This is a genomic window from Arthrobacter sp. V1I7 (assembly GCF_030817015.1).
Lineage (GTDB): Bacteria > Actinomycetota > Actinomycetes > Actinomycetales > Micrococcaceae > Arthrobacter.
Map to the genome: position 1 here is coordinate 2,948,984 of NZ_JAUSYS010000001.1, position 23,730 is coordinate 2,972,713.

General features: G+C 67.2%; 21 protein-coding genes and 1 pseudogene. 3 read left to right on the top strand and 19 right to left on the bottom strand.

Annotated elements, in window-relative coordinates:
• Positions 1 to 45: 45 nt before the first annotated feature.
• From QFZ69_RS13575 to QFZ69_RS13595, 5 genes are all read right to left on the bottom strand, one after another.
• Positions 46 to 204, bottom strand: a complete 159-nt coding sequence (locus QFZ69_RS13575) for a hypothetical protein (RefSeq protein ID WP_306918878.1) — start codon at positions 202 to 204, stop codon at positions 46 to 48.
• Positions 205 to 975, bottom strand: coding sequence for an imidazole glycerol phosphate synthase subunit HisH (hisH, locus tag QFZ69_RS13580; protein WP_306918880.1), 771 nt, complete (start codon positions 973 to 975; stop codon positions 205 to 207).
• Positions 972 to 1,598 carry an imidazoleglycerol-phosphate dehydratase HisB gene (gene hisB, locus QFZ69_RS13585; protein WP_306918882.1) on the bottom strand — a complete coding sequence of 209 codons (627 nt, stop codon included), beginning with the start codon at positions 1,596 to 1,598 and terminating at the stop codon, positions 972 to 974. The genes hisH and hisB overlap by 4 nt, the downstream gene beginning before the upstream one ends.
• A gap of 69 nt (positions 1,599 to 1,667) precedes the next feature.
• Positions 1,668 to 2,786: a histidinol-phosphate transaminase gene (locus QFZ69_RS13590; RefSeq protein ID WP_306918884.1), complete on the bottom strand. Its 1,119-nt coding sequence runs from the start codon at positions 2,784 to 2,786 to the stop codon at positions 1,668 to 1,670.
• Between the two features lie 100 nt (positions 2,787 to 2,886).
• The gene (locus QFZ69_RS13595) at positions 2,887 to 3,342 is read right to left on the bottom strand and encodes a LysM peptidoglycan-binding domain-containing protein (protein ID WP_306918886.1); all 456 of its coding nucleotides are present in this window, start codon (positions 3,340 to 3,342) and stop codon (positions 2,887 to 2,889) included.
• A 370-nt stretch (positions 3,343 to 3,712) separates the two neighbouring features.
• Here QFZ69_RS13595 and lexA point away from each other — a divergent pair, with 370 nt between their 5' ends.
• Complete coding sequence (gene lexA / locus QFZ69_RS13600; protein ID WP_306918887.1) at positions 3,713 to 4,462, top strand: transcriptional repressor LexA; 750 nt, start codon at positions 3,713 to 3,715, stop codon at positions 4,460 to 4,462.
• 107 nt (positions 4,463 to 4,569) lie between these two features.
• Here the strand turns inward: lexA and QFZ69_RS13605 are convergent, their stop codons facing one another.
• Both QFZ69_RS13605 and hflX read right to left on the bottom strand, forming a co-directional pair.
• Positions 4,570 to 6,789 carry an ATP-dependent DNA helicase gene (locus QFZ69_RS13605; protein WP_306918888.1) on the bottom strand — a complete coding sequence of 740 codons (2,220 nt, stop codon included), beginning with the start codon at positions 6,787 to 6,789 and terminating at the stop codon, positions 4,570 to 4,572.
• Positions 6,782 to 8,350, bottom strand: a complete 1,569-nt coding sequence (gene hflX, locus QFZ69_RS13610; protein WP_306918890.1) for a GTPase HflX — start codon at positions 8,348 to 8,350, stop codon at positions 6,782 to 6,784. Before hflX ends, QFZ69_RS13605 begins: the two co-directional genes overlap by 8 nt.
• Before the next feature lie 536 nt (positions 8,351 to 8,886).
• Between hflX and QFZ69_RS13615 the strand changes: the two genes are divergently transcribed.
• Complete coding sequence (locus QFZ69_RS13615) at positions 8,887 to 9,501, top strand: class I SAM-dependent methyltransferase (RefSeq protein WP_306918891.1); 615 nt, start codon at positions 8,887 to 8,889, stop codon at positions 9,499 to 9,501.
• Here the strand turns inward: QFZ69_RS13615 and dapF are convergent.
• The 6 genes from dapF to QFZ69_RS13645 all read right to left on the bottom strand — a co-directional run bounded on the left by dapF (position 9,482) and on the right by QFZ69_RS13645 (position 15,300).
• Positions 9,482 to 10,438 carry a diaminopimelate epimerase gene (gene dapF / locus QFZ69_RS13620; RefSeq protein ID WP_306918893.1) on the bottom strand — a complete coding sequence of 319 codons (957 nt, stop codon included), beginning with the start codon at positions 10,436 to 10,438 and terminating at the stop codon, positions 9,482 to 9,484. The two genes, QFZ69_RS13615 and dapF, sit on opposite strands and share 20 nt — an antisense overlap.
• A 9-nt stretch (positions 10,439 to 10,447) precedes the next feature.
• Positions 10,448 to 11,374: a tRNA (adenosine(37)-N6)-dimethylallyltransferase MiaA gene (miaA, locus tag QFZ69_RS13625; RefSeq protein WP_306919686.1), complete on the bottom strand. Its 927-nt coding sequence runs from the start codon at positions 11,372 to 11,374 to the stop codon at positions 10,448 to 10,450.
• A 106-nt stretch (positions 11,375 to 11,480) separates the two neighbouring features.
• Positions 11,481 to 13,067 (bottom strand): tRNA (N6-isopentenyl adenosine(37)-C2)-methylthiotransferase MiaB, encoded by a 1,587-nt coding sequence (gene miaB, locus QFZ69_RS13630; protein ID WP_306918895.1) that lies wholly within the window; start codon positions 13,065 to 13,067, stop codon positions 11,481 to 11,483.
• A gap of 101 nt (positions 13,068 to 13,168) precedes the next feature.
• Entirely contained in the window at positions 13,169 to 13,642 is a 474-nt protein-coding gene (locus QFZ69_RS13635) for a regulatory protein RecX (protein ID WP_306919687.1), read from the bottom strand.
• Positions 13,643 to 13,811: 169 nt separating this feature from the next.
• The gene (recA, locus tag QFZ69_RS13640; RefSeq protein ID WP_264356754.1) at positions 13,812 to 14,864 is read right to left on the bottom strand and encodes a recombinase RecA; all 1,053 of its coding nucleotides are present in this window, start codon (positions 14,862 to 14,864) and stop codon (positions 13,812 to 13,814) included.
• Between the two features lie 244 nt (positions 14,865 to 15,108).
• A complete protein-coding gene (locus QFZ69_RS13645) occupies positions 15,109 to 15,300 on the bottom strand; it encodes a DUF3046 domain-containing protein (protein ID WP_306919688.1) in 192 nt (63 codons plus the stop codon).
• A gap of 68 nt (positions 15,301 to 15,368) precedes the next feature.
• On the opposite strand from QFZ69_RS13645, the pseudogene QFZ69_RS13650 reads away from it, so the two are divergent.
• A pseudogene (locus QFZ69_RS13650) lies at positions 15,369 to 15,879 on the top strand (MarR family winged helix-turn-helix transcriptional regulator); the annotation flags it as partial.
• 192 nt (positions 15,880 to 16,071) lie between these two features.
• On the opposite strand, the gene QFZ69_RS13655 reads toward QFZ69_RS13650, so the two are convergent.
• The 6 genes from QFZ69_RS13655 to dapA all read right to left on the bottom strand — a co-directional run bounded on the left by QFZ69_RS13655 (position 16,072) and on the right by dapA (position 23,685).
• The gene (locus tag QFZ69_RS13655; RefSeq protein ID WP_306918897.1) at positions 16,072 to 16,524 is read right to left on the bottom strand and encodes a helix-turn-helix domain-containing protein; all 453 of its coding nucleotides are present in this window, start codon (positions 16,522 to 16,524) and stop codon (positions 16,072 to 16,074) included.
• Positions 16,525 to 16,661: 137 nt separating this feature from the next.
• Complete coding sequence (locus QFZ69_RS13660; RefSeq protein ID WP_306918899.1) at positions 16,662 to 17,168, bottom strand: CinA family protein; 507 nt, start codon at positions 17,166 to 17,168, stop codon at positions 16,662 to 16,664.
• Positions 17,165 to 17,803: a CDP-diacylglycerol--glycerol-3-phosphate 3-phosphatidyltransferase gene (gene pgsA, locus QFZ69_RS13665; RefSeq protein WP_306918900.1), complete on the bottom strand. Its 639-nt coding sequence runs from the start codon at positions 17,801 to 17,803 to the stop codon at positions 17,165 to 17,167. The genes QFZ69_RS13660 and pgsA overlap by 4 nt, the downstream gene beginning before the upstream one ends.
• Before the next feature lie 9 nt (positions 17,804 to 17,812).
• Entirely contained in the window at positions 17,813 to 20,791 is a 2,979-nt protein-coding gene (locus tag QFZ69_RS13670; protein WP_306918902.1) for a DNA translocase FtsK, read from the bottom strand.
• Between the two features lie 233 nt (positions 20,792 to 21,024).
• Positions 21,025 to 22,716: a ribonuclease J gene (locus QFZ69_RS13675; RefSeq protein ID WP_306918904.1), complete on the bottom strand. Its 1,692-nt coding sequence runs from the start codon at positions 22,714 to 22,716 to the stop codon at positions 21,025 to 21,027.
• A 60-nt stretch (positions 22,717 to 22,776) separates the two neighbouring features.
• On the bottom strand, positions 22,777 to 23,685 hold the full coding sequence (dapA, locus tag QFZ69_RS13680) for a 4-hydroxy-tetrahydrodipicolinate synthase (RefSeq protein WP_306918906.1): 909 nt from the start codon (positions 23,683 to 23,685) through the stop codon (positions 22,777 to 22,779).
• Positions 23,686 to 23,730: the final 45 nt, after the last annotated feature.

Consider the following 23,730-nt stretch of genomic DNA (forward strand, 5'->3'; position numbering starts at 1 on the left):
AGCTTCTTTCGGTGGCGCGGATGAACGGGGTGAGCTGCGGGGCCGCTACGCGGCGGGCAGCGTCAAAAGATAGGCGGCCAGCAGCGACATCCCGGCCAGGACGTAGAACACGATCTGGATCCAGCGCGGACTTTTTTGCTGCCGGAAGGACAGCGCCCCGCCGACCAGCAGGCCGGCAAGGCCCATCAGGACCAGGGACCACATCTAGGCGGTCTGTTCCGGTCCGGTACCGGGCGCGCCGGCCGGGGCGGCCGCGTCCGGAGACCCCTTGCGCAGGGCCCCGACCCAGTTGCGCAGCAGGCGTGCGCCCGCGTCGCCTGACTTCTCCGGGTGGAACTGGGTGGCGCAGAGCGGACCGTTTTCGACGGCCGCAATGAAGGGCGCGCCGTGTTCGGACCAGGTGACAAGCGGAGCGGCCATCCGCGGCTGGATGACATCGAAGTCCCACTCCTGCACGCCGTAGGAGTGCACGAAGTAAAAGCGCTCGTTCTCAACGCCGGCAAAGAGCCTGGAGCCGTCGGGAACGGACACCGTGTTCCAGCCCATGTGCGGAACCACTTCGGCAGGCAGGAGCTCCACCTTGCCGGGCCATTCCCCCATGCCGGGCGCCTCGGTGCCGTGTTCCACGCCCGCTTCGAAGAGGACCTGCAGGCCAACGCAGATAGCGAGCACGGGACGGCCGCCGGCGACGCGGCGTCCGATCATCCGAATTCCGTCCACCGCCTTGAGCTCGTTCATGACGGTCTCGAAGGCGCCCACGCCGGGAACCACCAGGCCGTCGGCGTTCAGTACGTCTTCCGGCTTGGCGCTGAGGATGACCTCGGCGCCGGCGCGCTCCAGCGCACGGACCGCAGACCGGATGTTGCCGGAGCCGTAGTCCAGCACCGTCACGGTGGGCTTGCCCTCCGGGGAGGCGGGCTTCCGGCCGGCATCGGGGTTGACGACGGCGCCGTCCTGCACCACCGGGCCGGTCACAGTGCACCCTTGGTGGACGGGATGCCTTCAACGCGGGGATCCGGTTCGACGGCGGAACGCAGCGCACGGGCGAAGGCCTTGAACTGGGCTTCGACGATGTGGTGGGGGTCCCGGCCGGCCGTGACGTTCATGTGCAGGCAGATCCCGGCGTGCAAGGTGATGGCCTCGAAGACGTGCCGGGTCAGGGACCCGGTGAAGTGTCCGCCGATCAGGTGGTACTCCTGGCCTGCCGGTTCGCCGGCGTGGACGAGGTAGGGCCGGCCGGAGACGTCGACGACGGCGTGCGCCAGGGCTTCGTCCAGGGGGACCGTCGCCTCACCGAAGCGGCGGATGCCGGCCTTGTTGCCCAGTGCCGTGCGCAGCACCTCGCCGAAGGTAATGGCGACGTCCTCGACGGTGTGGTGCACATCGATGTGCGTATCGCCCGTCGCCTTGACCGTCATGTCGATCAGGGAGTGCTTGCTCAACGCCGTCAGCATATGGTCATAGAAGGGAACCGACGTGCTGATCTCCGAGACGCCGGTACCGTCCAGGTTGATCTCGACCAGCACGGATGACTCGCTGGTGGTCCGTTCCATGCGTGCGGTCCGGCCCTCGGCAGCAGTTGATCCGGTGTTGCTCATGTGGGGGTGTCCTTTGGTGATGAAGGCGGTGCTGGGCGTTCTGGCGACGTTCTTGTCCCGAAGTTAAGTCTAGGCCCGCTGGTTCGTCGGGCCGCTCAGGATCCGTTCGAGGGCCTCAAGGAAGGCTGTGGTTTCCGTCTCAGTGCCGGCCGTGACACGCAGGTGGCCGGGAATACCGACGTCGCGGATGAGTACCCCGGCGTCCAGCAGCCCCTGCCAGACAGAGTGCGGGTTCGCGAGACCGCCGAAGAAGACGAAGTTCGAATCCGAGGCGGCGGGCTTGAGCCCCATCCGCTGCAGTTCGGAGACGATCCTGTCCCGCTGGCGCTTGATGTCCTCAACGTCGGCCATGAGCGCAACGCGGTGGTGCAGCGCGGCGAGGGCGGTTGCCTGCGTGATGGCGGAGAGGTGGTACGGAAGCCGGACCAGCCGAAGGGCGTCCGTTACTTCCGGGGCTGCCGCCATATAGCCCAGGCGGGCGCCGGCGAGGGCGAAGGCCTTGCTCATGGTGCGCGAGACGATCAGACGTTCCCGGCCCGGCAGCAACGTCAGTGCGCTCGGCGTTCCGTCGTGGGCGAACTCGTGGTAGGCCTCGTCGACGATCACGATGGTCTGGCTGGCCTCCCCCGCCTCGTACACTGCCTCCACGACGTCGAGGCCGAGGTCCGTGCCGGTGGGATTGTTCGGGGAGCACAGGAAGACGATGTTCGGCTGAAGTTCTCGGACCTGGCGGGCAGCCGATTCTGCACTCAGGCCGTAGCCGTCCGCCCGCAGCCCCGCGATGTACTCCGTGTCCGTCCCCGCGGCGAGCAGGGGGTACATGGAGTATGTGGGCGGAAAGCCCAGGGCGGCGCGTCCCGGCCCGCCGAACGCCTGGAGAATCTGCTGGAGTACCTCGTTGGAGCCGTTGGCTGCCCAGATGCTGTCCGCGCCAAGTCCGTGGCCGAGGTACTCCGCCAGGGCTTTGCGCAGTTCGGTGAACTCGCGGTCCGGGTACCGGTTCAGGCCGGCCGCAGCCTCCGTCACGGCCCCGGAGATGGCTGCGCGGACGTCTGCGGGGACGCCGTGCGTGTTCTCGTTGACGTTGAGCAGGATGGGGACGTCCAGCTGGGGCGCCCCATAGGGGATCATGCCCCGCAGATTGGTCCGGAGGGGAAGTCGGTTCAGGCGCTCTAACTGGTCAGTCACTGGCCTAGTTTAAGTGAGGCTGCGGCGGGGCCTGAAACTGTGACGCCCGGCGCCCGGGCTTCCGCCCCTCGAACCGGCGGGCAGCGCCTGGGCCGGAGCGCTACTTGGCCGGGACGAACAGCGTCTGCCCGGGCAGCACGCGGGCGGCCTCAAGGTTGTTGAGCTGGACGATGTCGGCGACCACGTCGCGGGGGTCGCGTTCAGGTGCGACGGATCCGGCGATGGCCCACAGCGAATCTCCGGGTTGCACCGTAACGGAGACGGTCGGAGTCAGTGACAGCTCCGCAGCCGATTCTGAGGCTTTGGCGGGAGCGTTCAAGAAGCCGCTGAACGACAGGACAAATGCGGCCAACAGGATCAGCGGCAGGCCGAAGAAGACGAACCGTCCCCGACGGGTCAACCGCAGCGGCGCCGGCCGGGCACCGCCCGCGCGGCCGGCCGAAGCGGTGCCGCCGGCCGAAGCCGTGCGGCCGTCCGAAGCGGCGGGAACGGGGCGGCCGTATTCGCCGGATGCGTTCCGGCCAAAAGTGTCGTGAAACGCGCTTGAAGCTGACATGAACTGAGCCCTCCTGGACCATACTGTGCCGCCCGGCGTACTCCACGTACCTGCCGCCAACCGGCTTAACCTTCGAACGTAGACCCGAACGCCCTGCTGGGATCGAAACCGGAGCTTTCATCCGGACCAGCGACATTCGAACACATATTCGAACTTCTCCTGTCCAGTTTTAGCACCTAATAACGAACATTGTCGAGACTCGCTAGAACAAATGTTTGAAAAAGCTGCATGGCTGGCCTACGTTTGAGGAACAGGACAACACTTCTGCAGCCGATCATCAGTAGTTGATCAGCAGGGTCTGACATTCAGGCCGGAGGGTCCCGGTAGCTGCAGCCACGGCAGCCGGGCGGAATGAAAGGCAATGGCACATATGGCAGCACAAGCCACCGGCGGCAGGGCATCGCAGCGGAGCCCGCAGTCAGCCAGGCCGCCCAAGAGCCTCACCGTCCGGCAGAAGAAAATCCTGGAAACCATCCAGCGTTCGGTGGCGGACAACGGCTACCCGCCTTCAATGCGCGAGATTGGCGACATTGTCGGTCTGGCGAGCCTGTCCAGCGTGACCCATCAGCTTTCCCAGCTGGAGAAGCTCGGCTACCTGCGCCGCGATCCCAAGCGGCCGCGCGCCATGGAGGTCCTCATGCCGCTGACCCTGGATGAGGGCAGCATAAAGGTGTCCGGAGTGGAGAAGTCCAGCGGTCTGCGTGCCGTCGGCGGGCTCTCCGTCTCGGAGCTTGCCAGCGCCACGGATACCGCGATGGTGCCGCTCGTGGGCCGCATCGCGGCCGGCGGTCCGATCCTCGCGGACCAGGTCGTGGAGGACGTGATGCCGTTGCCGCGCCAACTGGTGGGCCACGGAGAGCTCTTCATGCTGAGGGTGGCGGGCGACTCGATGATCGATGCCGCCATCTGCGACGGCGACTGGGTGGTCGTGCGCAGGCAGGGCGACGCCGTCAACGGTGACATTGTTGCCGCGCTGCTCGACGACGAAGCGACCGTAAAGACCTTCCGCCAGCGCGACGGCCACACCTGGTTGTTGCCGCAGAACACGCAATACGAGCCGATCCTCGGCGACCACGCCGTCATCATGGGCAAGGTCGTCTCGGTCCTGCGCTCCCTCTGACAGCTGCGGTCAGGAACACCTGGGATCGCCAATGCCTGAAGCAATGGTCCGCGCCGGCATCCGGACGCGGACCTTTGCGTACCAGGCCCCCGCCCTACTCCCCTGCCCTACCTGACGGCCTGGGCCGACGCCTGGGAGAGCCGTGCCAGTGCCGCGACGGCGACTGCCGGATCGGTGGTCGGCCAGAACGGCGGCAGGGCTGCCCGGAGGAATCCGCCGTAACGTTCCGTGGACAGCCGTGAGTCCAGCACCGCCACCACGCCCTTGTCCGTCGTCGTGCGGATCAGCCGGCCGGCCCCCTGGGCCAGCCGGATCGCGGCGTGGGTGGCCGAAACACTCATGAAGCCGTTGCCGCCGGACTGGGCCACGGCCCGGGAGCGCGCCGTCATGAGCGGGTCATCCGGCCTGGGAAACGGGATCCTGTCGATGACCACGAGCCGGCAGGAGTCCCCGGGGACGTCGACGCCCTGCCACAGGGACATGGTGCCGAAGAGGCAGGTGTCCGGTTCATCGGCGAACTGGCGCACGAGCGCCGTCATGGTCGAATCCCCCTGGCACAGGATGCTCATGTCCAGCCGGCGTCGCATCGCTTCGGCGGCCTCCTCGGCAGCGCGCCGGGATGAGAAGAGGCACAGGGCCCCGCCGCCGGAAGCGCGGATCAGTTTTTCAAGCTCGTCGAGTGCTTCCGGGGAAGTGCCTCGACCGGGTTTGGGCAGGTGCTTGGCGACGTAGAGGATGCCCTGCTTGGGGTACTCGAAAGGCGAGCCGACGTCGACTCCGGTCCAGCTGGGCGCGCCGGGGCCGACCAGGCCGAGGCCGCCGGCGGCCGGTTCGAAAGCCGAGCCGATCGCCAGGGTGGCCGAGGTCAGGATGACCGTGTGCTCCGCGAAGAGTCCCTCGCGGAGCCGTCCGGCGACGCTCAGCGGGGCCACGTTGATCAGGGCAGGTGCCGTCTCGTCCGGCTGGGAATACCCCTGGGCGGGGTCGAAGGTGCTGTTCCGGGAGAACCAGACCACCTCGCGGTTTTCCCGGGCGGCAAGGAGCCGCTCGCAGAGTTCCAGGATGACCATGAGGCGGGAGCGCGCGAGCTGACGCCCGCCGTCGGCGGTGTTGGCGCTGTCGCCCTTGGAATCGGAGAGCGCGGCCCGGCAGGCGTCACGCAGCTGGTCCACGCAGTCCAGCTGCTCGCTGTTGAGGCCGTTGGGCATCAACCCGCTGGGGACGCCTTCAATGGCCAGTTCAAGGTTGGAAGCGGCGTTGTTGAGGGCGTCCACGGTGATGGCGGTGTGCTTCCGGGCGCCGGACGCGGCGACATGCACCATCGCCACTGAGAGCTGGCCGGACACCGCGCCGGTGACGCGGTCCTGAAGTTCGTGCGCCTCGTCCACCACCACGACGTCGTACTCGGGCAGCACGGCGAGGCCTTCGAAGGCGCTGACGGCCAGCATGGCGTGGTTGGTGACGACGACGTCGGCGTCGGCGGCGTTCTGCCGGGCCAGTTCACTGAAGCATTCGGCCGCGAGGGGGCATTTCTGCGAGCCGAGGCATTCCATGGAAGTGACGGAGACCTGGCGCCAGGCACGGTCCGTCACGCCGGGCATAAGCTCGTCGCGGTCCCCGGTGGTGGTCTCCTCGGCCCATTCCCGAAGCCGGACGACTTCCTTGCCAAGCTGGGAGGACGGGCCGCCCATCGCCGCGGCGAAGTGCGGCACGGACGTGTCCTCCCCGAGGGAGAACAGCTGGCCCTCGGAGGGTTCTTCGGAGGGGAAGCCGCCCTCGAGCTTGTGGCGGCAGACGTAATTGGCGCGGCCTTTGACGAGGGCCACCTTGACCGGGCGCTCCAGGGCAGGGGTGATGGTCTTGAGCAGCCGGGGCAGGTCGCGGCCCACGATCTGGGTCTGCAGGGCCAGGGTCGCGGTGGAAACGAGGGTGGGTTTGTCACTGACCAGGGAATGCGCGATCAGCGGGATCAGGTAGGCCAGGGACTTGCCGGTGCCGGTGCCGGCCTGGACCAGGAGATGGTCGCCGGTGTCGATGGCGTGGGCCACCTGGCGGGCCATTTCGTGCTGGCCGGTGCGGCTCTGGCCGCCCATGCCGGACACCGCCCGGTCGAGCAGTTCGATCACGAACTCCTCGCCGGCCGGGCCGCCTTTTCCGGCCGGGTCCTTGCCTGCCGGACCCTCAGCCGCGGGGTCCGCTCCGCCGGAGGGATCCCTTTCGGGGACCTCCTCCGGCGGACCCTGCTCAGCCGCGCGGCCCTTGGCCGCAGCGTCCGCAGCCGGACGGTGCTCGCCGGTGTCCCCCTCGGTTGCCGCTGGTTCAGTCATTGCTGATGAACGAGTCCAGTTCGGCGGCCAAACCCTCGCGCACCATCACGACGGCGCGCGTGCCGGTCTCCTCGTGGTCGAGGCTGAGGATCTCCGCGTCAGTCTCGTGGAGTTTGCTGAGCAGGTCCCCGCGGTTGTAGGGGATCATCAGTTCCAGCTTCACACTGGGCCGCGGGATGCCTTCGCTGATGGCCTTGAGCAGTTCCGGAATGCCCTCTCCGGTCCGGGCCGATACCACAACGTGGCGCGGTTCGCGCTGCTTGAGCCGTTCAATCACGAACGGGTCCGCAGCATCGGCCTTGTTCAGGACGATGATTTCCGGCACCTTGCGTGCATCGACCTCGCTGAACACCGAGCGGACGGCCGCAATCTGGCCCTCCGGGTCCGGGTGGGAGACGTCGACGACGTGCAGGATCAGGTCCGAGTCCGCGACCTCCTCCAGGGTGGAGCGGAAGGCCTCCACGAGCTGCGTGGGCAGCGAGCGGACAAATCCCACCGTGTCGGCGAGTGTGTAGCCCAGCCCATCCGCGGTTTCTGCCTTGCGGACCGTCGGGTCCAGGGTTGCGAACAGGGCGTTCTCCACCAGCACACCGGCGTCGGTCAGCCGGTTCAGCAGTGAGGACTTGCCGGCGTTCGTGTATCCGGCGATCGCCACCGACGGCACGGCATTACGACGGCGGTTGGCGCGCTTGGTTTCCCGGGCCGGCTTCATCGCGGCAATTTCGCGCCGCAGCTTGGCCATCCGGGTACGGATCCGGCGGCGGTCCAGTTCGATCTTGGTTTCACCGGGACCACGCGAGCCCATGCCGGCACCGGCACCGCCCACCTGTCCACCGGCCTGTCGGGACATTGATTCACCCCAGCCGCGCAGGCGCGGGAGGAGGTATTCGAGCTGGGCCAGTTCGACCTGGGCCTTGCCCTCGCGGCTCTTGGCGTGCTGGGCGAAGATGTCCAGGATCAGGGCCGTACGGTCAATCACCTTGACCTTGACGATGTCTTCCAGGGCACGCCGCTGTGAAGGTGCCAGTTCGGCGTCGACCACGACGGTGTCCGCGCCCGTGGACATCACGATGTCCTTCAGTTCCTGGGCCTTGCCGGACCCGAGGAAGGTGCCGGGGTCGGGCTTGGCCCGGCGCTGGACGATCCCGTCAAGGACTTCCGAGCCGGCGGTTTCGGCCAGGGCTGCGAGCTCGCGGAGGGAGTTTTCCGCATCGGCCAGCGTGCCTTCGCTCCAGAGGCCGGCCAGCACAACACGCTCCAGGCGGAGCTGCCGGTATTCGACTTCGGTGACGTCTTCGAGTTCGGTGGACAGGCCGGCGGTGCGGCGCAAAGCGTGCCGTTCCGCGAGATCCTGCTGATCGCCGTCGTGATTGCGGTAGTCCTCGTCCAGCCCGGAGATGGCCTGGGCCTTGCCGAGCACCGACTGGGGCTCGTCGGCAGCAGGGGCAGCGCTCCGGGCAGGGGTGTCCTTGGAGAGGATCCGGTCGATGACAGCCTGGATTTCCGCAGGACTCATGTCCTGGGCGGCTGGATCGGATCCGGTGTTGGGCTGACTGGTCATGGTCTCCTTTGAAGGTTCGGCAATTTCAGAATAGTGCGGATTCGAAGTCTGCGGGGCGGTATTCGCGCTGGGCTGACGACTATTGGTCATTCGGGTCTCCTGGATGCCGGCGGCAGCGATGGTGCCGGCAAAGGTGGGCTCCGCTCGGGAGCGGTGAACAGCGAAGTTGGAAAATGAAGGAAGAAACAGGGCGGACGTCGCCGGACTGTGGAATGGACAGTCTCGGGGCTGTCCGCTGAGCTGGACTCAGATGAGCACTGCTGGACTCCAAGGGATCGGGCGCCAATGGGGACTCCTGCAAGGAGCACCAGTGGGGTGGCGCGCTGAGCGGAAGGTAGGTACCTGCGTCGCTGCGGGGACGGGACTTAACCCGTGCCGGCTACTTGAAGTTCAAGAACATGTGTTTAAGACTAGCAGACGGGAATTCTCCCTTGGACCGGCCGGACGGCACCGGACGGGAGAGCTTGCCCACCGGTTTCCCATCGGTTTCCCATCGGTTTCCCATACAAGCCGAGAGCCAACTAATCTGGCCAGTTATGGAGTCTGCACACTATTTCAGCGCCCAGCCGGCCGGGCCCTTCACCCGCAAGCCATTGACCGTGGAGCTGGCGGGCGAGACACGCCACCTGCAGACGTCCTCGGGCATCTTCAGCCCGGACGGCATTGACAAGGGAACGGCCGTCCTGCTGGCCGAAGCGCCCGCCCCGGCGGCACAGGGAAACCTTCTGGACATCGGCTGCGGCTGGGGCCCGATCGCGCTGACCCTTGCGCTGCGCGCACCGGACACGCGCGTCTACGCCGTCGACGTCAACGAGCGCTGCGTGACCCTGACGAACGAGAACGCGCACCTCCTGGGGCTGGGAAATGTCACCGCCAGCACGCCCGACGCCGTTGATCCGGAGTTGCGCTTCGACACCATCTGGTCCAACCCGCCCATCCGGATCGGCAAGGATGAGCTACACGCCCTGCTGCTCCGGTGGCTGCCGCGGCTCGCCCCGGGCGGGTCAGCGTGGCTCGTGGTCCAGAAGAACCTGGGGTCCGATTCGCTCCAGCGCTGGCTGGCGGCCGAGCTGGACGACAGCTTCACCGTGACGCGGGAAAGCACCTCGAAGTCCTTCCGCATCCTGCGGGTCAGGAAAGCGTCCCACTAGCCACGATCACGGCCGGACCGCTGAGCTCGACGTGCTCGTGGCCTTCCGTGCCGAGGAAGAACTTTACTCCGACCACGCCGCCGGGCACCTGGACGTTCCAAATGTCGGGGGCGCCCTGGCCGGCCCAGTACCGGATGGCGACGGCGGCGGCGCAGGCGCCGGTGCCACACGACTGCGTCTCCCCCACGCCACGCTCGTGGACGCGCATAGTGATCGTTCCGACGCCGTCGTGGACCAGCGGCTCCGACGGCACGACGAACTCGACATTCGTCCCGTGGGGCGGGATCGGGTCCACACGCGGGGCAGTGAACAGCTGCGTGGCCGCCAGTTCGGCCAGCTCGGCCAGTGCCACGACGGTGTGCGGGTTCCCCATGCTCACCGAGAGAGCGGGCCGGGCGACCTCCAGGCCCTCCGCATGAACGAGCGAGTCCATGGCGCGGGCGGTGGCTTCCCCCGGAAAGATGAACTCCCACGGGCCCATGTCGACAGCGTAGCCGGCGGCGGTGCGGACGATCGTCTTTGCACCTCCCCGGGTGCCGATGGTCAGGGATTCCCCGGCGGGCAGCTCCACCAGGCCCTCGGTGATCAGGAAGTGCACAAAGACGCGGACCCCGTTGCCGCACATTTCCGACAGCGAGCCGTCACCGTTGCGATAGTCCATGAACCACTCGGCGTCCGGGTGTTCCCGAAGCAGTTCCTGGCCTTCGGGGAGCAGGCGGGACGGAACAGCGCGGATCAGGCCATCGCCTCCGATGCCGCGGTGCCGGTCGCACAGCGTGGCCACCTGCTCCGGGGTGACGGAGAGCGTGCCGTTCGGGTCCGCGAGAAGCACGAAGTCGTTGCCCGTGCCGTGGCCTTTGGAAAACTTGAGACCGCTGAGCGCTGCCGGGTTGGTTTCCGTGTTCCGGTCAGCGGCCACGGCAAGGGTTTCGTCCATCCTCCAAGGTTACCGTTCCGGTTGCTGCGCCGGGTCCGGCCCGCCCGACGCTCCGGGGGTGCAGGCCGCGGCGGCCTTGGCCACGAGTTCCGGATCCTGCCAGTCCAGCCACTGGATGCGGGGGTCCGCGCGGAACCAGGTCAGCTGCCGGCGGGCGAACTGCCGGGTCGCGATGATGGTCTCCTCGGCTGCCTGCCCGACGTCGGCCTCGCCGTCGAGGACTTTGAGGAACTGGGCGTAGCCGAGGGCGTGCGGGGCTGTCCTGCCGAGACGCAGTCCGGCGGCGTCAAGGTGCCGGACTTCATCGAGCAATCCGTGCTCCACCATGGTGTGCACGCGGCGGGCGAGCCGCTCCCGGAGCTGTTCGCGGTCCACCGCGAGGCCGATCTGAACGGCAGGCTGGAAGTACTGGCGGGTGGGCATGAAGGAGCTGAAGGGCCGCCCGGTCAGCTCATGGACCTCGAGGGCGCGGATGATCCGGCGTGCGTCGCCCAGCCGGCCGGCGGACACCGGATCCACGGCCTCCAGCCTGGCCCGGAGCGGGGCGAGTCCGGCGGTTTCCAGTTCCGCCTCCAGCCGGCTGCGGACGGCAGGGTCGGTGCCCGGGAATTCCAGCACGTCCAGCGCGGCGCGGACGTAGAGCCCGGAGCCGCCGGCCAGGATGGCGCGTTTGCCGCGGGCATGGATGTCGGCGATGAGGGCGCGTGCCTGCTGCTGGAAGTCCGAGACGCTGGCTTCCTCGGTCACCTCCAGGGTGTCCAGGAGATGGTGCGGCACTCCCCTGCGTTCGGCCTCGGTGATCTTGGCGGTGCCGATGTCCATGCCGCGGTAGAACTGCATCGAATCGGCGTTGATGATTTCGCCGTCGAGTTCCAGCGCGAGCGAGACGGCGAGGTCTGACTTGCCGGATCCCGTGGGCCCGACGACGGCGACCACCGGCGGGGCGGCCGGTGCGGCCGGTGCGCCCGGCGTAGTGTCCGGTGCTCCCGGCGGAGCGCCCTGACCTTGGCCGCCGGGGCTGTCCTGCGGACCTGCCACCGGTTTAGCGGCCGCGGACCGGAAGGGCCGGCATACCCAGGGATACGCCGGTCTTGCCGGCGGCGGCGTCCGGCACGGGAGCGCCGCAGGAATCCGCCTGGAACCTGTCCCAGGCATCCCCGGCGCGGGAACGGCGGAGGCTGTAGTCGTCCGCCGAGGCCGGATCGGCGACGAGGTGGAAGGCCGCGGCCTCGGTAATGGTGACGGTCACGAGATCGCCGGGGCGGGGCACCCCGGCGCCGGCGGGAACAGAGAAATGCACCAGCCGCTGGTCCTGGGCACGGCCGGAGAGCCGGTGGGTTTCCTCGGCTTTGCGGCCGGAATGGGCGGTGACCATGACCTCGACGCGGCGGCCGAGCTGGCGGGCGTTTTCCTCGGCGGCGATCCGGTCCTGCAGTGCGGTGAGGCGTTCGAAGCGTTCCTGGACTACCGCTTTCGGGAGCTGGTCCGGGAGGTCCGCTGCCGGGGTGCCGGGACGCTTGGAGTACTGGAAGGTGAAGGCGGTGGCGAAGCGTGACTGCTCCACGACGTCGAGCGTGGCCTGGAAGTCCTCCTCGGTCTCACCGGGGAAGCCGACGATGATGTCGGTGGAGATGGCGGCGTGCGGGATCTTTTCGCGGACCTTGTCCAGAATGCCCAGGAACTTCGTCGAGCGGTACGAGCGCCGCATGTCCTTGAGTACCTTGTCCGAGCCGGACTGCAGCGGCATATGCAGCTGCGGCATGACGTTGGGGGTCTCTGCCATGGCGTCGATCACGTCATCGGTGAAGGCGGCCGGGTGCGGACTGGTGAACCGGACGCGTTCCAGCCCGGGAATGTCCCCGCAGGCGCGCAGAAGCTTGGAGAAGGCCTGCCGGTCGCCGAATTCGACGCCGTAGGAGTTCACGTTCTGGCCCAGCAGGGTGACTTCGATGGCGCCGTCGTCGACGAGGGCCTGGATCTCGGCCAGGATGTCCCCGGGACGGCGGTCCCTCTCTTTGCCGCGCAGGGCCGGGACGATGCAGAAGGTGCAGGTGTTGTTGCAGCCCACGGAGATCGACACCCAGCCGGCATAGACCGAGTCGCGTTTGGTGGGCAGGGTGGAGGGGAAGACGTCGAGCGATTCGAGGATTTCCAGCTGCGCCTCGTTGTTGTGGCGCGCCCGGTCCAGCAGGGCCGGCAGGGCGCCGACGTTGTGCGTGCCGAAGACGGCGTCCACCCACGGCGCCTTCTTCAGGATGGTTTCGCGGTCCTTCTGCGCCAGGCATCCGCCGACCGCGATCTGCATGCCGGGGTTGGCGGCCTTGATCGGCGCGAGGATGCCGAGGTTGCCGTAGAGCTTGTTGTCGGCGTTTTCCCGGACCGCGCAGGTGTTGAAGACCACGACGTCGGCCAGTTCCCCGCCGGCCGGGACGTAGCCGGCGGCTTCGAGCATCCCGGACATCCGCTCGGAATCGTGGACATTCATCTGGCAGCCGAAGGTGCGTACCTGGTAGGTGCGGGCCTGTGCGGCGTCCTGGGCCGGCGCGGCGTCCTGCACCGGCATGGATGCCGGCGCGGTGTCCATGGAAGGGATGGTGCCGGATGCTGGGGAAGGAATGGTCAAACTCACCTGTTAAGGGTAACGGGTCCGCGCCCTGCCCGTGGGCTCCGGTAGGCGCCGATCCCTGGCCGTTGATCCCTGCGGCCTCCCGTTGCGGACTCAGGGGCCGGCTAGGCTTGGGCTTCCTCGCGCGCCGCGGCGGCGTCGAGGACTTCGCCCACGATTCGGAAGGCCTGCGAGGGCTGGTAGCCCTTGCGCGCAAGCATGGAGGCCAGTCGGCGCGTGGCCTTGTCCCGGAGCTCGCGGTCCCCGAGCCCGGTAGCGCCGCGCAGTTTGCGCTCGACGAGCTCCCTGGCCGCGGCCTCCTCGTCCTCGTCGCTGAGCTGTTCCAAAGCCACGGCGGCCACCTCGGGGTCGATGCCTTTGTCCGCGAGCTCCCGACGCAGTGCGCCCTTGGCAAGCTTCCGGCTTTGGGACCTGCCGCGGACCCACATGTCGGCAAACTCCGCGTCGTCGACCAGCCTGACTTCTTCGAAGCGGTCCAGCACGGCCTCGGCGACGTCTTCGGGAACGTTGCGCTCGGCCAGTTTGCGGGCGAGCTGAAGCCTGCTCTTGGGCGAAGAAGTCAGCTGACGCAGCACGATGGCACGGGCAACCGCCGCCGGATCGGCGTCGGGGTCCTGTTCGGGCGAGGGGCCCGAGCGCCGGCGCCGGCCGTCAGCGCCGGGGCGTGCGGGTGCGGGTGCACCATCCTCGTCGAAGCCGGGGGCAGGATCCGGCGATGGGAATCCTGCCCCTTGGCGCCGTTGGCGGTTAGAAGCCGTCAACGGCCTTCAGCTTCGGTGATGCTTCGGTCTCGGCCGGAGCCTTCACGCCGACGCCGAGCTTTTCCTTGATGAGACGCTCGAGCTCGGAGGCAAGCTCAGGGTTGTCGCGCAGGAAGCGGCGCGAGTTCTCCATACCCTGGCCCAGCTGGTCGCCGTCGTAGGTGAACCAGGAGCCCGACTTCTTGATCAGGCCGTGCTCGACACCCATGTCGATGATGCCGCCCTCGCGGGAGATGCCCTGGCCGTAGATGATGTCGAATTCGGCGATCTTGAAGGGCGGGGCCATCTTGTTCTTGACGATCTTGGCCTTGGTGCGGTTACCGACCGAGTCCGCGCCCTCCTTGAGGGTCTGGATCCGGCGGACGTCGATGCGGATGGAGGCGTAGAACTTCAGGGCCTTACCACCGGTGGTGGTTTCCGGGGAGCCGAAGAACACGCCGATCTTTTCGCGCAACTGGTTGATGAAGATGGCCGTGGTCTTGGTCTGGCTAAGGCGCCCGGTGATCTTACGCAGGGCCTGGCTCATCAGGCGGGCCTGGAGTCCGACGTGGCTGTCGCCCATGTCGCCTTCGATTTCCGCGCGGGGAACCAGCGCGGCGACGGAGTCAATGACGATGACGTCCAGCGAGCCGGAGCCGATCAGCATGTCCATGATTTCCAGGGCCTGCTCGCCGGTGTCCGGCTGCGAAACCAGGAGGGCGTCGGTGTCGACGCCGAGCTTGGCGGCGTATTCCGGGTCCAGGGCGTGCTCGGCGTCGATGAAGGCAGCGATGCCGCCGAGACGCTGGGCGTTGGCCACCGCGTGCAGGGCGACCGTGGTCTTACCGGAGGATTCCGGACCATAGATCTCGACGACACGGCCGCGGGGCAGCCCGCCAATTCCCAGCGCCACGTCCAGTGCGATGGAGCCGGTCGGGATGACCTCGATGGGAGCTCGGACTTCGTCACCCAGGCGCATGACCGAGCCCTTGCCGAACTGCTTGTCAATCTGGGCAAGCGCTGCGTCGAGCGCTTTCTGGCGATCCGGGGCTGCGGCCATGGTTCACACCTCTAATGCTTTCTCGCTGTGGAGTGGCCGGTTCGGCCCTTCGTCTGTCATCCGTCTGTCATCGCTGACCTGTCATCACTGACGCTACTTCTACCCACCGACAGAATTGCCGGCCGGCGTCGCGTATGTGGAAAACACTCTAGAAAAAGCATAGTCCCATCCGAACAGGTATTCGAACAAATGGGGCGGCGTGTCAGCGGCGGACCTGGTCTTCGAGCCGCTCTTCGCCCGCCGGTCAGCGCGGTTTGATATCGCGGCCCAGGCGGCGCTCGGGCGGTACATCCTGGACGTCGCACAGTGCCAGCCACACCTGCCGTGGCGGTATCCCGGCGCTGAGTGCCTGGTCCGCGGTCCGGCCGCCGACACCGGCGAGGACCAGGCTGCTGCTAAGAACCCGGGAGTAGCCTGCTCCGAATTCATCGTCCATGAGCCGCCAAAAGTCACTGATCCGCACCCATAAAGTCTCTCACGGTGCGGGACTCTAGAATGGTTGCCATGAGCAACCCGGCCGAGGCACCAGGAAATTCAGCTGAGTTTCCGGGCAGCGCCGGGGATCCCGCAGACGCGGCCCTGACCGCTGTTGAGCATCAGTTGAGCCTGCTCTTGCGCAGCGCCCGTTCCTCTCCCAGCAGCTCTCGCGTCAGGTCCATCCGGAGATGGAACCGGCCGCCTACGGCCTGCTGAGCGTGGTCCGCCGGAAGGGTCCCATCCGCTTGACCGATCTGGCCTCCTGCATCGGCGTGGGCAAGCCTTCCGTGAGCCGGAAGATCGCCTTCCTGGAGAACCTCGGCCTGGAGTTCCAGGGGGCTGATCCCCTCGATGGCCGGGCGCAGTCGATCCGGCTGAGGCCAAAGGCGAGGACAAGATGCATCAGGTCCAGGACGCCCGCCGCGAGGTCTTCCGGGAGCGGCTCTCCGAGTGGCCGCCGGAGGACCTTCAGGCACTCGCCGCGTACATGGGCATGCTCAACGCCACCTATGAACGCGACGGCTTCCCGCGGAACGAGTCCGCGTACGTGCCTCCGGGCCCGCCGCCACGCGAGACCGCACTTCACGGCAGCGCCGCCGCGAAACACGGGTGCGAACTGTTACGGACGCCGCGAAACACGGCTGCAAACTGTTACAGCCGCCGCGAACGGGCACGCAAAAGGTCCCCGGCACACCGCCGGGGACCTTCGGATCGAATTGTGGGTCGGGGGCTAACGTGCCCCGGAGAGAAGGCCCTTGGTCAACTCGTCGGTCAGGTCCGAGTTGAGCTCACGGTCCAGGTCACGGCCGTAGCGCTGGGCGAACTCCTGCGGAACGGTGTCCGGAACTGCCACACCCTCGGCGACGGCGACGCGGTCGCTGACTTCGCGGAGCATGCTGGAGAGCGGAACATCGAGGGCCGAGCAGATCGAGGAAAGGAGCTCCGAGGAGGCTTCCTTTTGGCCGCGTTCCACTTCACTCAGGTAGCCCAGGGAAACACGGGCACTGTGCGAGACTTCGCGGAGGGTACGGCCTTGGCGTTGGCGGACATCGCGCAAAACATCGCCGATTTCGTGACGAAGTACAACCATTTTGCGCTCCTTCTGTTCGCTCTTAGCCTGATCGGCGAGGCCCACATCCTTCCAGCGGACAACGCCGTTTACGGATACGGGCTGCTTTACCATCTGTATCGCCTTGCTCCCTCGTTTGTTGAATTCGCCGCTTGAGGCGAACTGTTGATTCCTTCATCCTAGGCGCCTCCCATATTCGGAGGCGACACAATCTAACAACTATTAGGAATCAACTTTTGTTCCCGGCAACTTTACGCAGGGTAACGTCCCGGCGCCAGTACTTCCAGCAGGCGCTCCAGCGCCGCCGCACACGCCAGGGCGCGGATTTCCAGCCGGTTTCCGTCGAACCTGTACGAATACGCGGTCGATCCGTCCGCCGTCGCAATGCCGACATAGACGGCGCCGACGTCCTTGCCGCCGTGCGGCTCGGGTCCGGCGACCCCGGTGGTGGACACGCCAATGTCGGCAGCGCAGATCCGGCGGGCGCCGTCGGCCATCGCCGCGGCAACCTGCCCGTCGACGGCGCCGACGGCGTCGAGGAGGTCCCGGGGCACGCCGAGCACATCGGCCTTGACCGAATTCTGGTAGGACACCACCCCGCCCTGCAGCATCCCGGAGGCCCCCGGGATATCGGCCAGGACAGCGGCGACCATACCGGCTGTGAGCGATTCGGCGGTCGCGACGGTCAGCCCCCGTTCGATTGCCCCGGCCACGGCCTCGCCGGCGATGCGGTGGAGATTCGGATGCGGAGTGGTCATTTCTTGCCCTCCCGGACCTGCTGCCGTGCCCGGAGGCCGCTGGCACGCAGCTTGAGGGCCTCGATCACGTATTCCCCGCCCGTCCAGACCGTGATGGCCAGGGCCACCATCATGACGGCGAAGGCCACAGCACCCAGCCACGGCGCGAGGGAGGCGAGCGGGATGACGTACAGGAAAATGGCGACCGTCTGGACGACGGTCTTGAGCTTGCCGCCCCGGGAGGCCGGGATCACGCCGTAGCGGATGACGAAGAAGCGCAGGGCGGTGACCCCCCATTCGCGGACCAGGATCAGGATGGTGACCCACCACGGGAGTTCCTGGAGCAGGGAGAGCATGACCAGTGCGGAACCGATCAACAGCTTGTCAGCGATCGGGTCGGCGATCTTGCCGAAGTCGGTGATGAGTCCGCGGCTGCGGGCGATGTCGCCGTCGAGCTTGTCCGTGTAGATGGCGACGGCGAACGTCGCGGCCGCCACCCAGCGCCAGACACCGTTCTGGCTGTCCAGCCCGGGGGCGTCTGCGATGAGGAACCAGATGAAGAATGGCACCAGCACAATCCGCAGCATCGTCAGGATGTTGGGCAGGTTCCAGATCCGCGAGGCGGAGCCGGGACTCTTTGCTTCGGCGCTAGTCACCTTCCTAGGCTACCGTCCGGTGAGCGACCAGGCGTCCTCGGAGCCGTCGTCGTCCTCCCCGGAGGAGGCCCCGGAGCCATCCGCGCCGTCTGCACCGTCGAAGTAGCGCACGCTCTGGGTCCGGTTGTCCAGATCCGCGGCCACGAGGTCCTCCGCGTAGCCGCCCTGGGCAATGTTGGCGTTGGCGTTGTCGCTGAGCGCCGCGGTCTGGGAATCCGCGATTGCCGGGCCGTCCTGGCCCTTCATCGCGGCCAGGACGGCGGCGAGGTCGTCCGGTTTCACCAGGACGTCGCGGGCCTTGGAACCCTCGGAGGGCCCCACCACTCCCCGGGACTCGAGCAGGTCCATCAGGCGCCCGGCCTTGGCGAAGCCGACGCGGAGCTTGCGCTGCAGCATCGACGTCGAACCGAACTGGGTGGTGACCACCAGTTCGGTGGCCTGCAGCAGCACCTCGAGATCGTCTCCGATGTCGTCGTCGATCTGCTTCTTCTGCGCCTCCGGAGCTACGTCGTCACGGTAGACCGCCTTGAGCTGGCCCTTGACGTGTTCGACCACCTTGTGGATTTCTGATTCGGTGACCCAGGCGCCCTGGACGCGCATCGCCTTGGAGGCCCCCATCGGCAGGAACAGCGCATCGCCCTGGCCGATGAGTTTCTCCGCGCCCGGCTGGTCCAGGACCACGCGGGAGTCGGTGACGGAGGAGGTCGCGAACGCCATTCGGGAGGGCACGTTGGCCTTGATCAGGCCGGTGACGACATCCACGGACGGCCGCTGGGTGGCCAGCACCAGGTGGATTCCGGCCGCGCGGGCCAGCTGGGTGATGCGGACGATGGAGTCTTCGACGTCGCGCGGGGCCACCATCATGAGGTCGGCGAGTTCGTCCACAATCACCAGCAGGTACGGGTACGGCCGGATGACGCGCTTGGAGCCCTCCGGCGGCTGGACCTTGCCGGCACGGACGGCCTTGTTGAAGTCATCGATGTGCTTGAAGCCGTAATTGGCGAGGTCGTCGTAGCGGGCGTCCATCTCCCGGACCACCCACTGCAGCGCTTCGGCGGCCTTCTTAGGGTTGGTGATGATCGGCGTGATGAGGTGCGGGACGCCTTCGTAGGCGGTGAGCTCCACGCGTTTGGGGTCCACCATCACCATGCGGACCTCGTCCGGCGTGGCCCGCATCAGGATGGAGGTGATCATCGAGTTCACGAACGAGGACTTGCCGGCGCCGGTGGCGCCCGCCACCAGGAGGTGCGGCATCTTGGCGAGGTTCGCGACGACGTAGCCGCCTTCGACATCCTTGCCGACGCCCATGACCATGGGGTGGTCCGTCCGGCGGGCATTCTGGCTGCGCAGCACATCCCCCAGCGAGACCGTCTCGCGGTCCGTGTTGGGGATCTCAATGCCGATCGCGGACTTGCCCGGAATGGGGCTCAGGATGCGCACGTCGGAGCTGGCAACGGCATAGGAGATGTTCTTGGACAGCGCCGTGACGCGCTCCACCTTGGTCCCCGGGGACAATTCGATCTCGTAGCGGGTCACGGTGGGTCCACGGCTGAAGCCGGTGACCTGGGCGTCCACATTGAACTGGTTGAGGGTTTCGGTCAGCGAGGCGACAATCGCGTCGTTGGCCTCGGTGCGTTCCTTCGGGATGGAGCCGGGCGTCAGCACGTCCGACGGCGGCAGCGTGTAGGTGACGTCCCCGGCCAGTGAGAGCTGCTCGGTGCGCTGCGGAATCGGGGTCGGCAACGGCGCCGGTGCCACCGGGTTGGAGGGGACCTTGGCCGCGGCCGCGGCCGCGGCAGTTCCGGCGGCGGTGCCGGCGCCTTCGGACGGGTTAAGGGACCCCGTCGCCACCATGCCGGGGGTGACCAACGGAATGGCCTCGGTGGCGTTCTCGCCCACGGCACCGGCAGCTGTTCCTGACGCGCCCAGGCCCTGGGCTGCCTTGATCTTCTCGACGGCGATCTCGGCCTGGGTGGGCCGGCGCACGCCGGGCGCCACGGACCTGGAGCCTGTTTTGGAGCCACTGGCGGATTTGGCGGCCTCGGCTTCCTCGTCTGCGATGAGCGCCCGCTCGAAGGCCTCGTCGCCGACGTACCCTTCCAGGCCCTCGTCGGCGTCGCGGTCCTTGCCGAAGAGGCGCCGGCGCTTTTTCCTGGCCGGTGCCGGGGTGTCGTTTTCGTAGAGGTAGCTGCGGTCGTGGCCGTCGCCGCTGGCTTCGTAGTCCGCCAGGTCGGTGCCCATGAGGTGTTCGTAGGCGTCCCGCAGCCGGCTGGGGATGGCTCCGAACGGGGTCGCCGTCACGATCAGCAGCGAGGTGAAGGCGACCAAGCTGTAGACCGCAATCGGTACGGCGCTGTGGATGGCCGCCAGCGGTGCGGCGGCCAGGTAACCGAGCATTCCGCCGGCCCGGCGCAGGCCGTCGAACCCGTCCGCGACGGTGGGCTGGCCGCCGATGATGTGCGCCAGGCCGGTGCCGGCGAAGGTCATGACCAGGAAGCCGATGCCGATCCTGTTGTTACCGCGGCCGTCGACGGGCTGCCGGAACAGCCGGAACGCGCAGACGAAGAGCATGAGCGGCAGCAGCAGGGACATCCAGCCGAAAGTTCCGTTGACGATTCCGTAGACCGCGTCGGGGAACCAGCCCCGGAAGCCCCACCAGGCGAAGGTCGCGACGAAGACGCCAAGCGCGAGGTTGAACAGAGCGGCGCCGTCGCGGCGGTCCTCGGGGGCAAGGTCGCTGACGTCCGAGCCGATCCGGCGGACGCCCGCGCCCACGACATGGGCGACGCCCAGCCAGGTGCCGGCCACGACCCGCACCGGCCAGGGCTGCCTGGGTTCGACGGCGGCCAGCTGCCGGGTGCGCGCGGTGCCCGCCGCTCCCGAGGACCTGCCGGATTTGGACGCAGCGGGGCCGGAGCCCCGGCCCGTCGAGCTGCCTGATTTACCGCTTGAGTTTCCTCTTGGCGCGGAGGAAGTACGTATCGCCATACCCGCCACGGTACCGGACATAGGGCCGGAAACCGCGGATTTCCGGGGCCGGCCGGTAACCATGTTGCGCTTTCGAGGCTCGTTCAGCCGGCGCCCGGCAGTGTTCCGGCTCGCGTGTGGCAGGGGCCGGGATAACGCAAGACGGCCTTCCCGATCAGCCCAGCCACGGGGCTGCGGGCGGGCCGGGAAGGCCGCCTTGGTGGGGCGCGCGAAGATCTCCGCGCCGAGCGTGCTTATGCCTCCAGGACCACCGGGATGATCAAGGGCTTGCGGCGGAGCTTGCGGTTGACCCAGGTGCCGACGACACGGCGGACAACCTGCTGGAGCTGGTGGGTGGTGTGGTCCGAGCGGTTGAGCACGGCTTCCTCCAGCGCAGCGTTGATCTTGGGGATGATTTCGTCGAAGACCGAGTCATCCTCGGCGACGCCGCGGGCGTGGATCTCCGGGCCGGAGACGACCTTGCCGGTGGCGCGGTGGATGACCGTGATGATGGAGATGAAGCCTTCATCGCCGAGGGTCTGGCGGTCCTTCAGGTCGGCGTCGGTGATTTCGCCGACGCTGGATCCGTCCACGTAGACGAAGCCGACTTCAACCTGGCCCACGATGTCGGCCTGGTGGTCCCGGAGGTCAATCACGGTGCCGTTGTCCGCCAGCAGGATGCTCTCCTCGGGAACGCCGGAATTCAGGGCGATCTTGCCGTTGGCGATCAGGTGGCGGGTCTCGCCGTGGACCGGCATCGCATTGAGCGGCTCAAGGATGTTGTAGCAGTACAGCAGCTCCCCGGCGGCGGCGTGGCCGGAAACGTGGACCTTGGCGTTGCCCTTGTGGATGACATCCGCGCCGAGCTTGAGCAGGCCGTTGATGATCCGGAAGACGGCGTTCTCGTTGCCCGGGATCAGGCTGGAGGCGAGGACGACGGTGTCGCCCTCGCCGACGATCACGGGGTGGTCGCCGTTGGCCATGCGGGAGAGTGCCGCCATCGGCTCACCCTGGGAACCGGTGGACATCAGGACCACGCGGTTGTCCGGCAGGTTGGCGATGTTCTTGACGTCGACCAGGATTCCCGGCGGCACATCCAGGTAGCCGAGCTTGGCTGCGATGGCCATGTTCCGGACCATCGAGCGGCCCACAAAGGCGACCTTGCGGTTATGGTTGGCGGCGGAATCGAGGACCTGCTGGACGCGGTGTACGTGGGACGAGAACGAGGCCACGATGATGCGCTTGGACGCCTGCCCGAAGACCAGGTCCAGGGTCGGCCCGATTTCCTTCTCGGCCGTGGTGAAGCCCGGTACATCGGCGTTCGTCGAGTCGGACATGAACAGATCCACGCCTTCTTCGCCGAGTTTGGCGAAGTGGCGGAGGTCCGTGATCCGGCCGTCAAGCGGCAGCTGGTCCATCTTGAAGTCGCCGGTGTGCAGCACGGTGCCGCCCGCGGTGCGGAGGAACACGGCGAGGGCATCGGGGATGGAGTGGTTCACCGCGACGAACTCGCACTCGAACGGGCCGAACTTTTCGACCTGTCCCTCGGTGACGGTGAGGGTCAGCGGCCGGATCCGGTGTTCCTGCAGCTTCGCCTCGATGAGGGCAAGGGTCAACTGTGAGCCCACCAGGGGGATGTCCGCGCGCAGTTTCAGCAGGTAGGGGACGGCGCCGATGTGGTCCTCGTGGCCGTGGGTCAGCACAACCGCCACGATGTCCTGAAGCCGGTTCTTGATGTAGGAGAAATCGGGCAGGATCAGGTCAACGCCGGGCTGGGTTTCCTCAGGGAAGAGAACGCCGCAGTCGACGATGAGCAGCTTGCCGTCGACCTCGAAGACCGTCATGTTGCGGCCGATCTCGCCCAGGCCTCCGAGCGGAACAATCCGCAGGGTGTCTTTGGCGAGTCGGGGCGGCGTGACAAGGCCGGGAAGGGCGGTTTGGGTCATAGTGCACTACTTTCCAGGCGGTCGCCTGACAGGTCGTTGCCGATCGGGAAAAATGCCCGATCAGGAATAGACCAGTCCGGCTTCCGCCAAGTCCTCGCGGATGGTTTCGATCTCGGTTTCGCCCGGCTCCACGAGGGGCAATCGGACAACCGAGTTGGGCAGGACTCCCTGCCACTTAAGAACTTGCTTCGCAGCAACAGCACCCTGAATGTGGGTCATCACTGCACGGACCACGGGGTCCAGTTCGAAATGTATGGTGCGGGCGGCCGCAAAATCGCCTGCAAGTGCGGCGTCGATCATCGCACGGTACTGCTTCGTGGCCACGTGGGCCGAGACGCTGACGAGCCCGACGGCGCCTGCTGCCATCCAGGGCAGCGTGAGTCCGTCGTCGCCCGAGTAGACATCCAGATCGGTGTTGGCCAGGACGCGGGTCACCGCGGCGAAGTCCGCCTTCGCATCCTTGAGGGCAACCACCCGGGGGTGGTCCGCGATCCGGATCATGGTCTCGGGAAGGATCGGGACGCCGGCGCGGCCGGGGATGTCGTAGACCATGACGGGAAGTTCAGCGGCGTCGGCGACGGCCTCGATGTGGGCCTGGATGCCGGCCTGGCTCGGCTTGTTGTAGTACGGCGTGACGATCAGCTGGCCGTGGGCTCCGGCTTTCGCCGCGCGCTTGGCCATCTCGATCGAGTGCGAGGTGTGGTTGGTGCCGGTTCCGGCAATCACCTTGGCGCGGTCCCCCACGGCTTCGACGATGACGCGGAACAGCTTTTCCTTTTCGTCATCTTCCAAGGTGGACGTCTCGCCGGTGGTGCCGGAGATCACGAGGGCGTCGTTGCCGTCTTCGACGAGCTTGTTGGCCAGCTCTGCCGACTGACGATAGTCAACCTCACCGTCGGTGGTGAAAGGCGTGACCATCGCGGTCACAAGGGTACCGAACGTGTAAGAGCGAATGTCAGAGTCAGCCATGGTAAAAACGTTACCCTGTCCCCTGCGTGTTAGGACAATGGTGGC

Excerpts from the sequence above, each read along its gene's own strand:
- QFZ69_RS13575 (WP_306918878.1), bottom strand. The coding sequence starts at position 204 with ATGTGGTCCCTGGTCCTGATGGGCCTTGCCGGCCTGCTGGTCGGCGGG.
- hisB (WP_306918882.1), bottom strand. The coding sequence starts at position 1,598 with ATGAGCAACACCGGATCAACTGCTGCCGAGGGCCGGACCGCACGCATG.
- QFZ69_RS13595 (WP_306918886.1), bottom strand. The coding sequence starts at position 3,342 with ATGTCAGCTTCAAGCGCGTTTCACGACACTTTTGGCCGGAACGCATCC.
- lexA (WP_306918887.1), top strand. The coding sequence starts at position 3,713 with ATGGCAGCACAAGCCACCGGCGGCAGGGCATCGCAGCGGAGCCCGCAG.
- QFZ69_RS13605 (WP_306918888.1), bottom strand. The coding sequence starts at position 6,789 with ATGACTGAACCAGCGGCAACCGAGGGGGACACCGGCGAGCACCGTCCG.
- hflX (WP_306918890.1), bottom strand. The coding sequence starts at position 8,350 with ATGACCAGTCAGCCCAACACCGGATCCGATCCAGCCGCCCAGGACATG.
- QFZ69_RS13615 (WP_306918891.1), top strand. The coding sequence starts at position 8,887 with ATGGAGTCTGCACACTATTTCAGCGCCCAGCCGGCCGGGCCCTTCACC.
- dapF (WP_306918893.1), bottom strand. The coding sequence starts at position 10,438 with ATGGACGAAACCCTTGCCGTGGCCGCTGACCGGAACACGGAAACCAAC.
- recA (WP_264356754.1), bottom strand. The coding sequence starts at position 14,864 with ATGGCCGCAGCCCCGGATCGCCAGAAAGCGCTCGACGCAGCGCTTGCC.
- QFZ69_RS13645 (WP_306919688.1), bottom strand. The coding sequence starts at position 15,300 with ATGGACGATGAATTCGGAGCAGGCTACTCCCGGGTTCTTAGCAGCAGC.
- QFZ69_RS13655 (WP_306918897.1), bottom strand. The coding sequence starts at position 16,524 with ATGGTAAAGCAGCCCGTATCCGTAAACGGCGTTGTCCGCTGGAAGGAT.
- QFZ69_RS13660 (WP_306918899.1), bottom strand. The coding sequence starts at position 17,168 with ATGACCACTCCGCATCCGAATCTCCACCGCATCGCCGGCGAGGCCGTG.
- QFZ69_RS13670 (WP_306918902.1), bottom strand. The coding sequence starts at position 20,791 with ATGGCGATACGTACTTCCTCCGCGCCAAGAGGAAACTCAAGCGGTAAA.
- QFZ69_RS13675 (WP_306918904.1), bottom strand. The coding sequence starts at position 22,716 with ATGACCCAAACCGCCCTTCCCGGCCTTGTCACGCCGCCCCGACTCGCC.
- dapA (WP_306918906.1), bottom strand. The coding sequence starts at position 23,685 with ATGGCTGACTCTGACATTCGCTCTTACACGTTCGGTACCCTTGTGACC.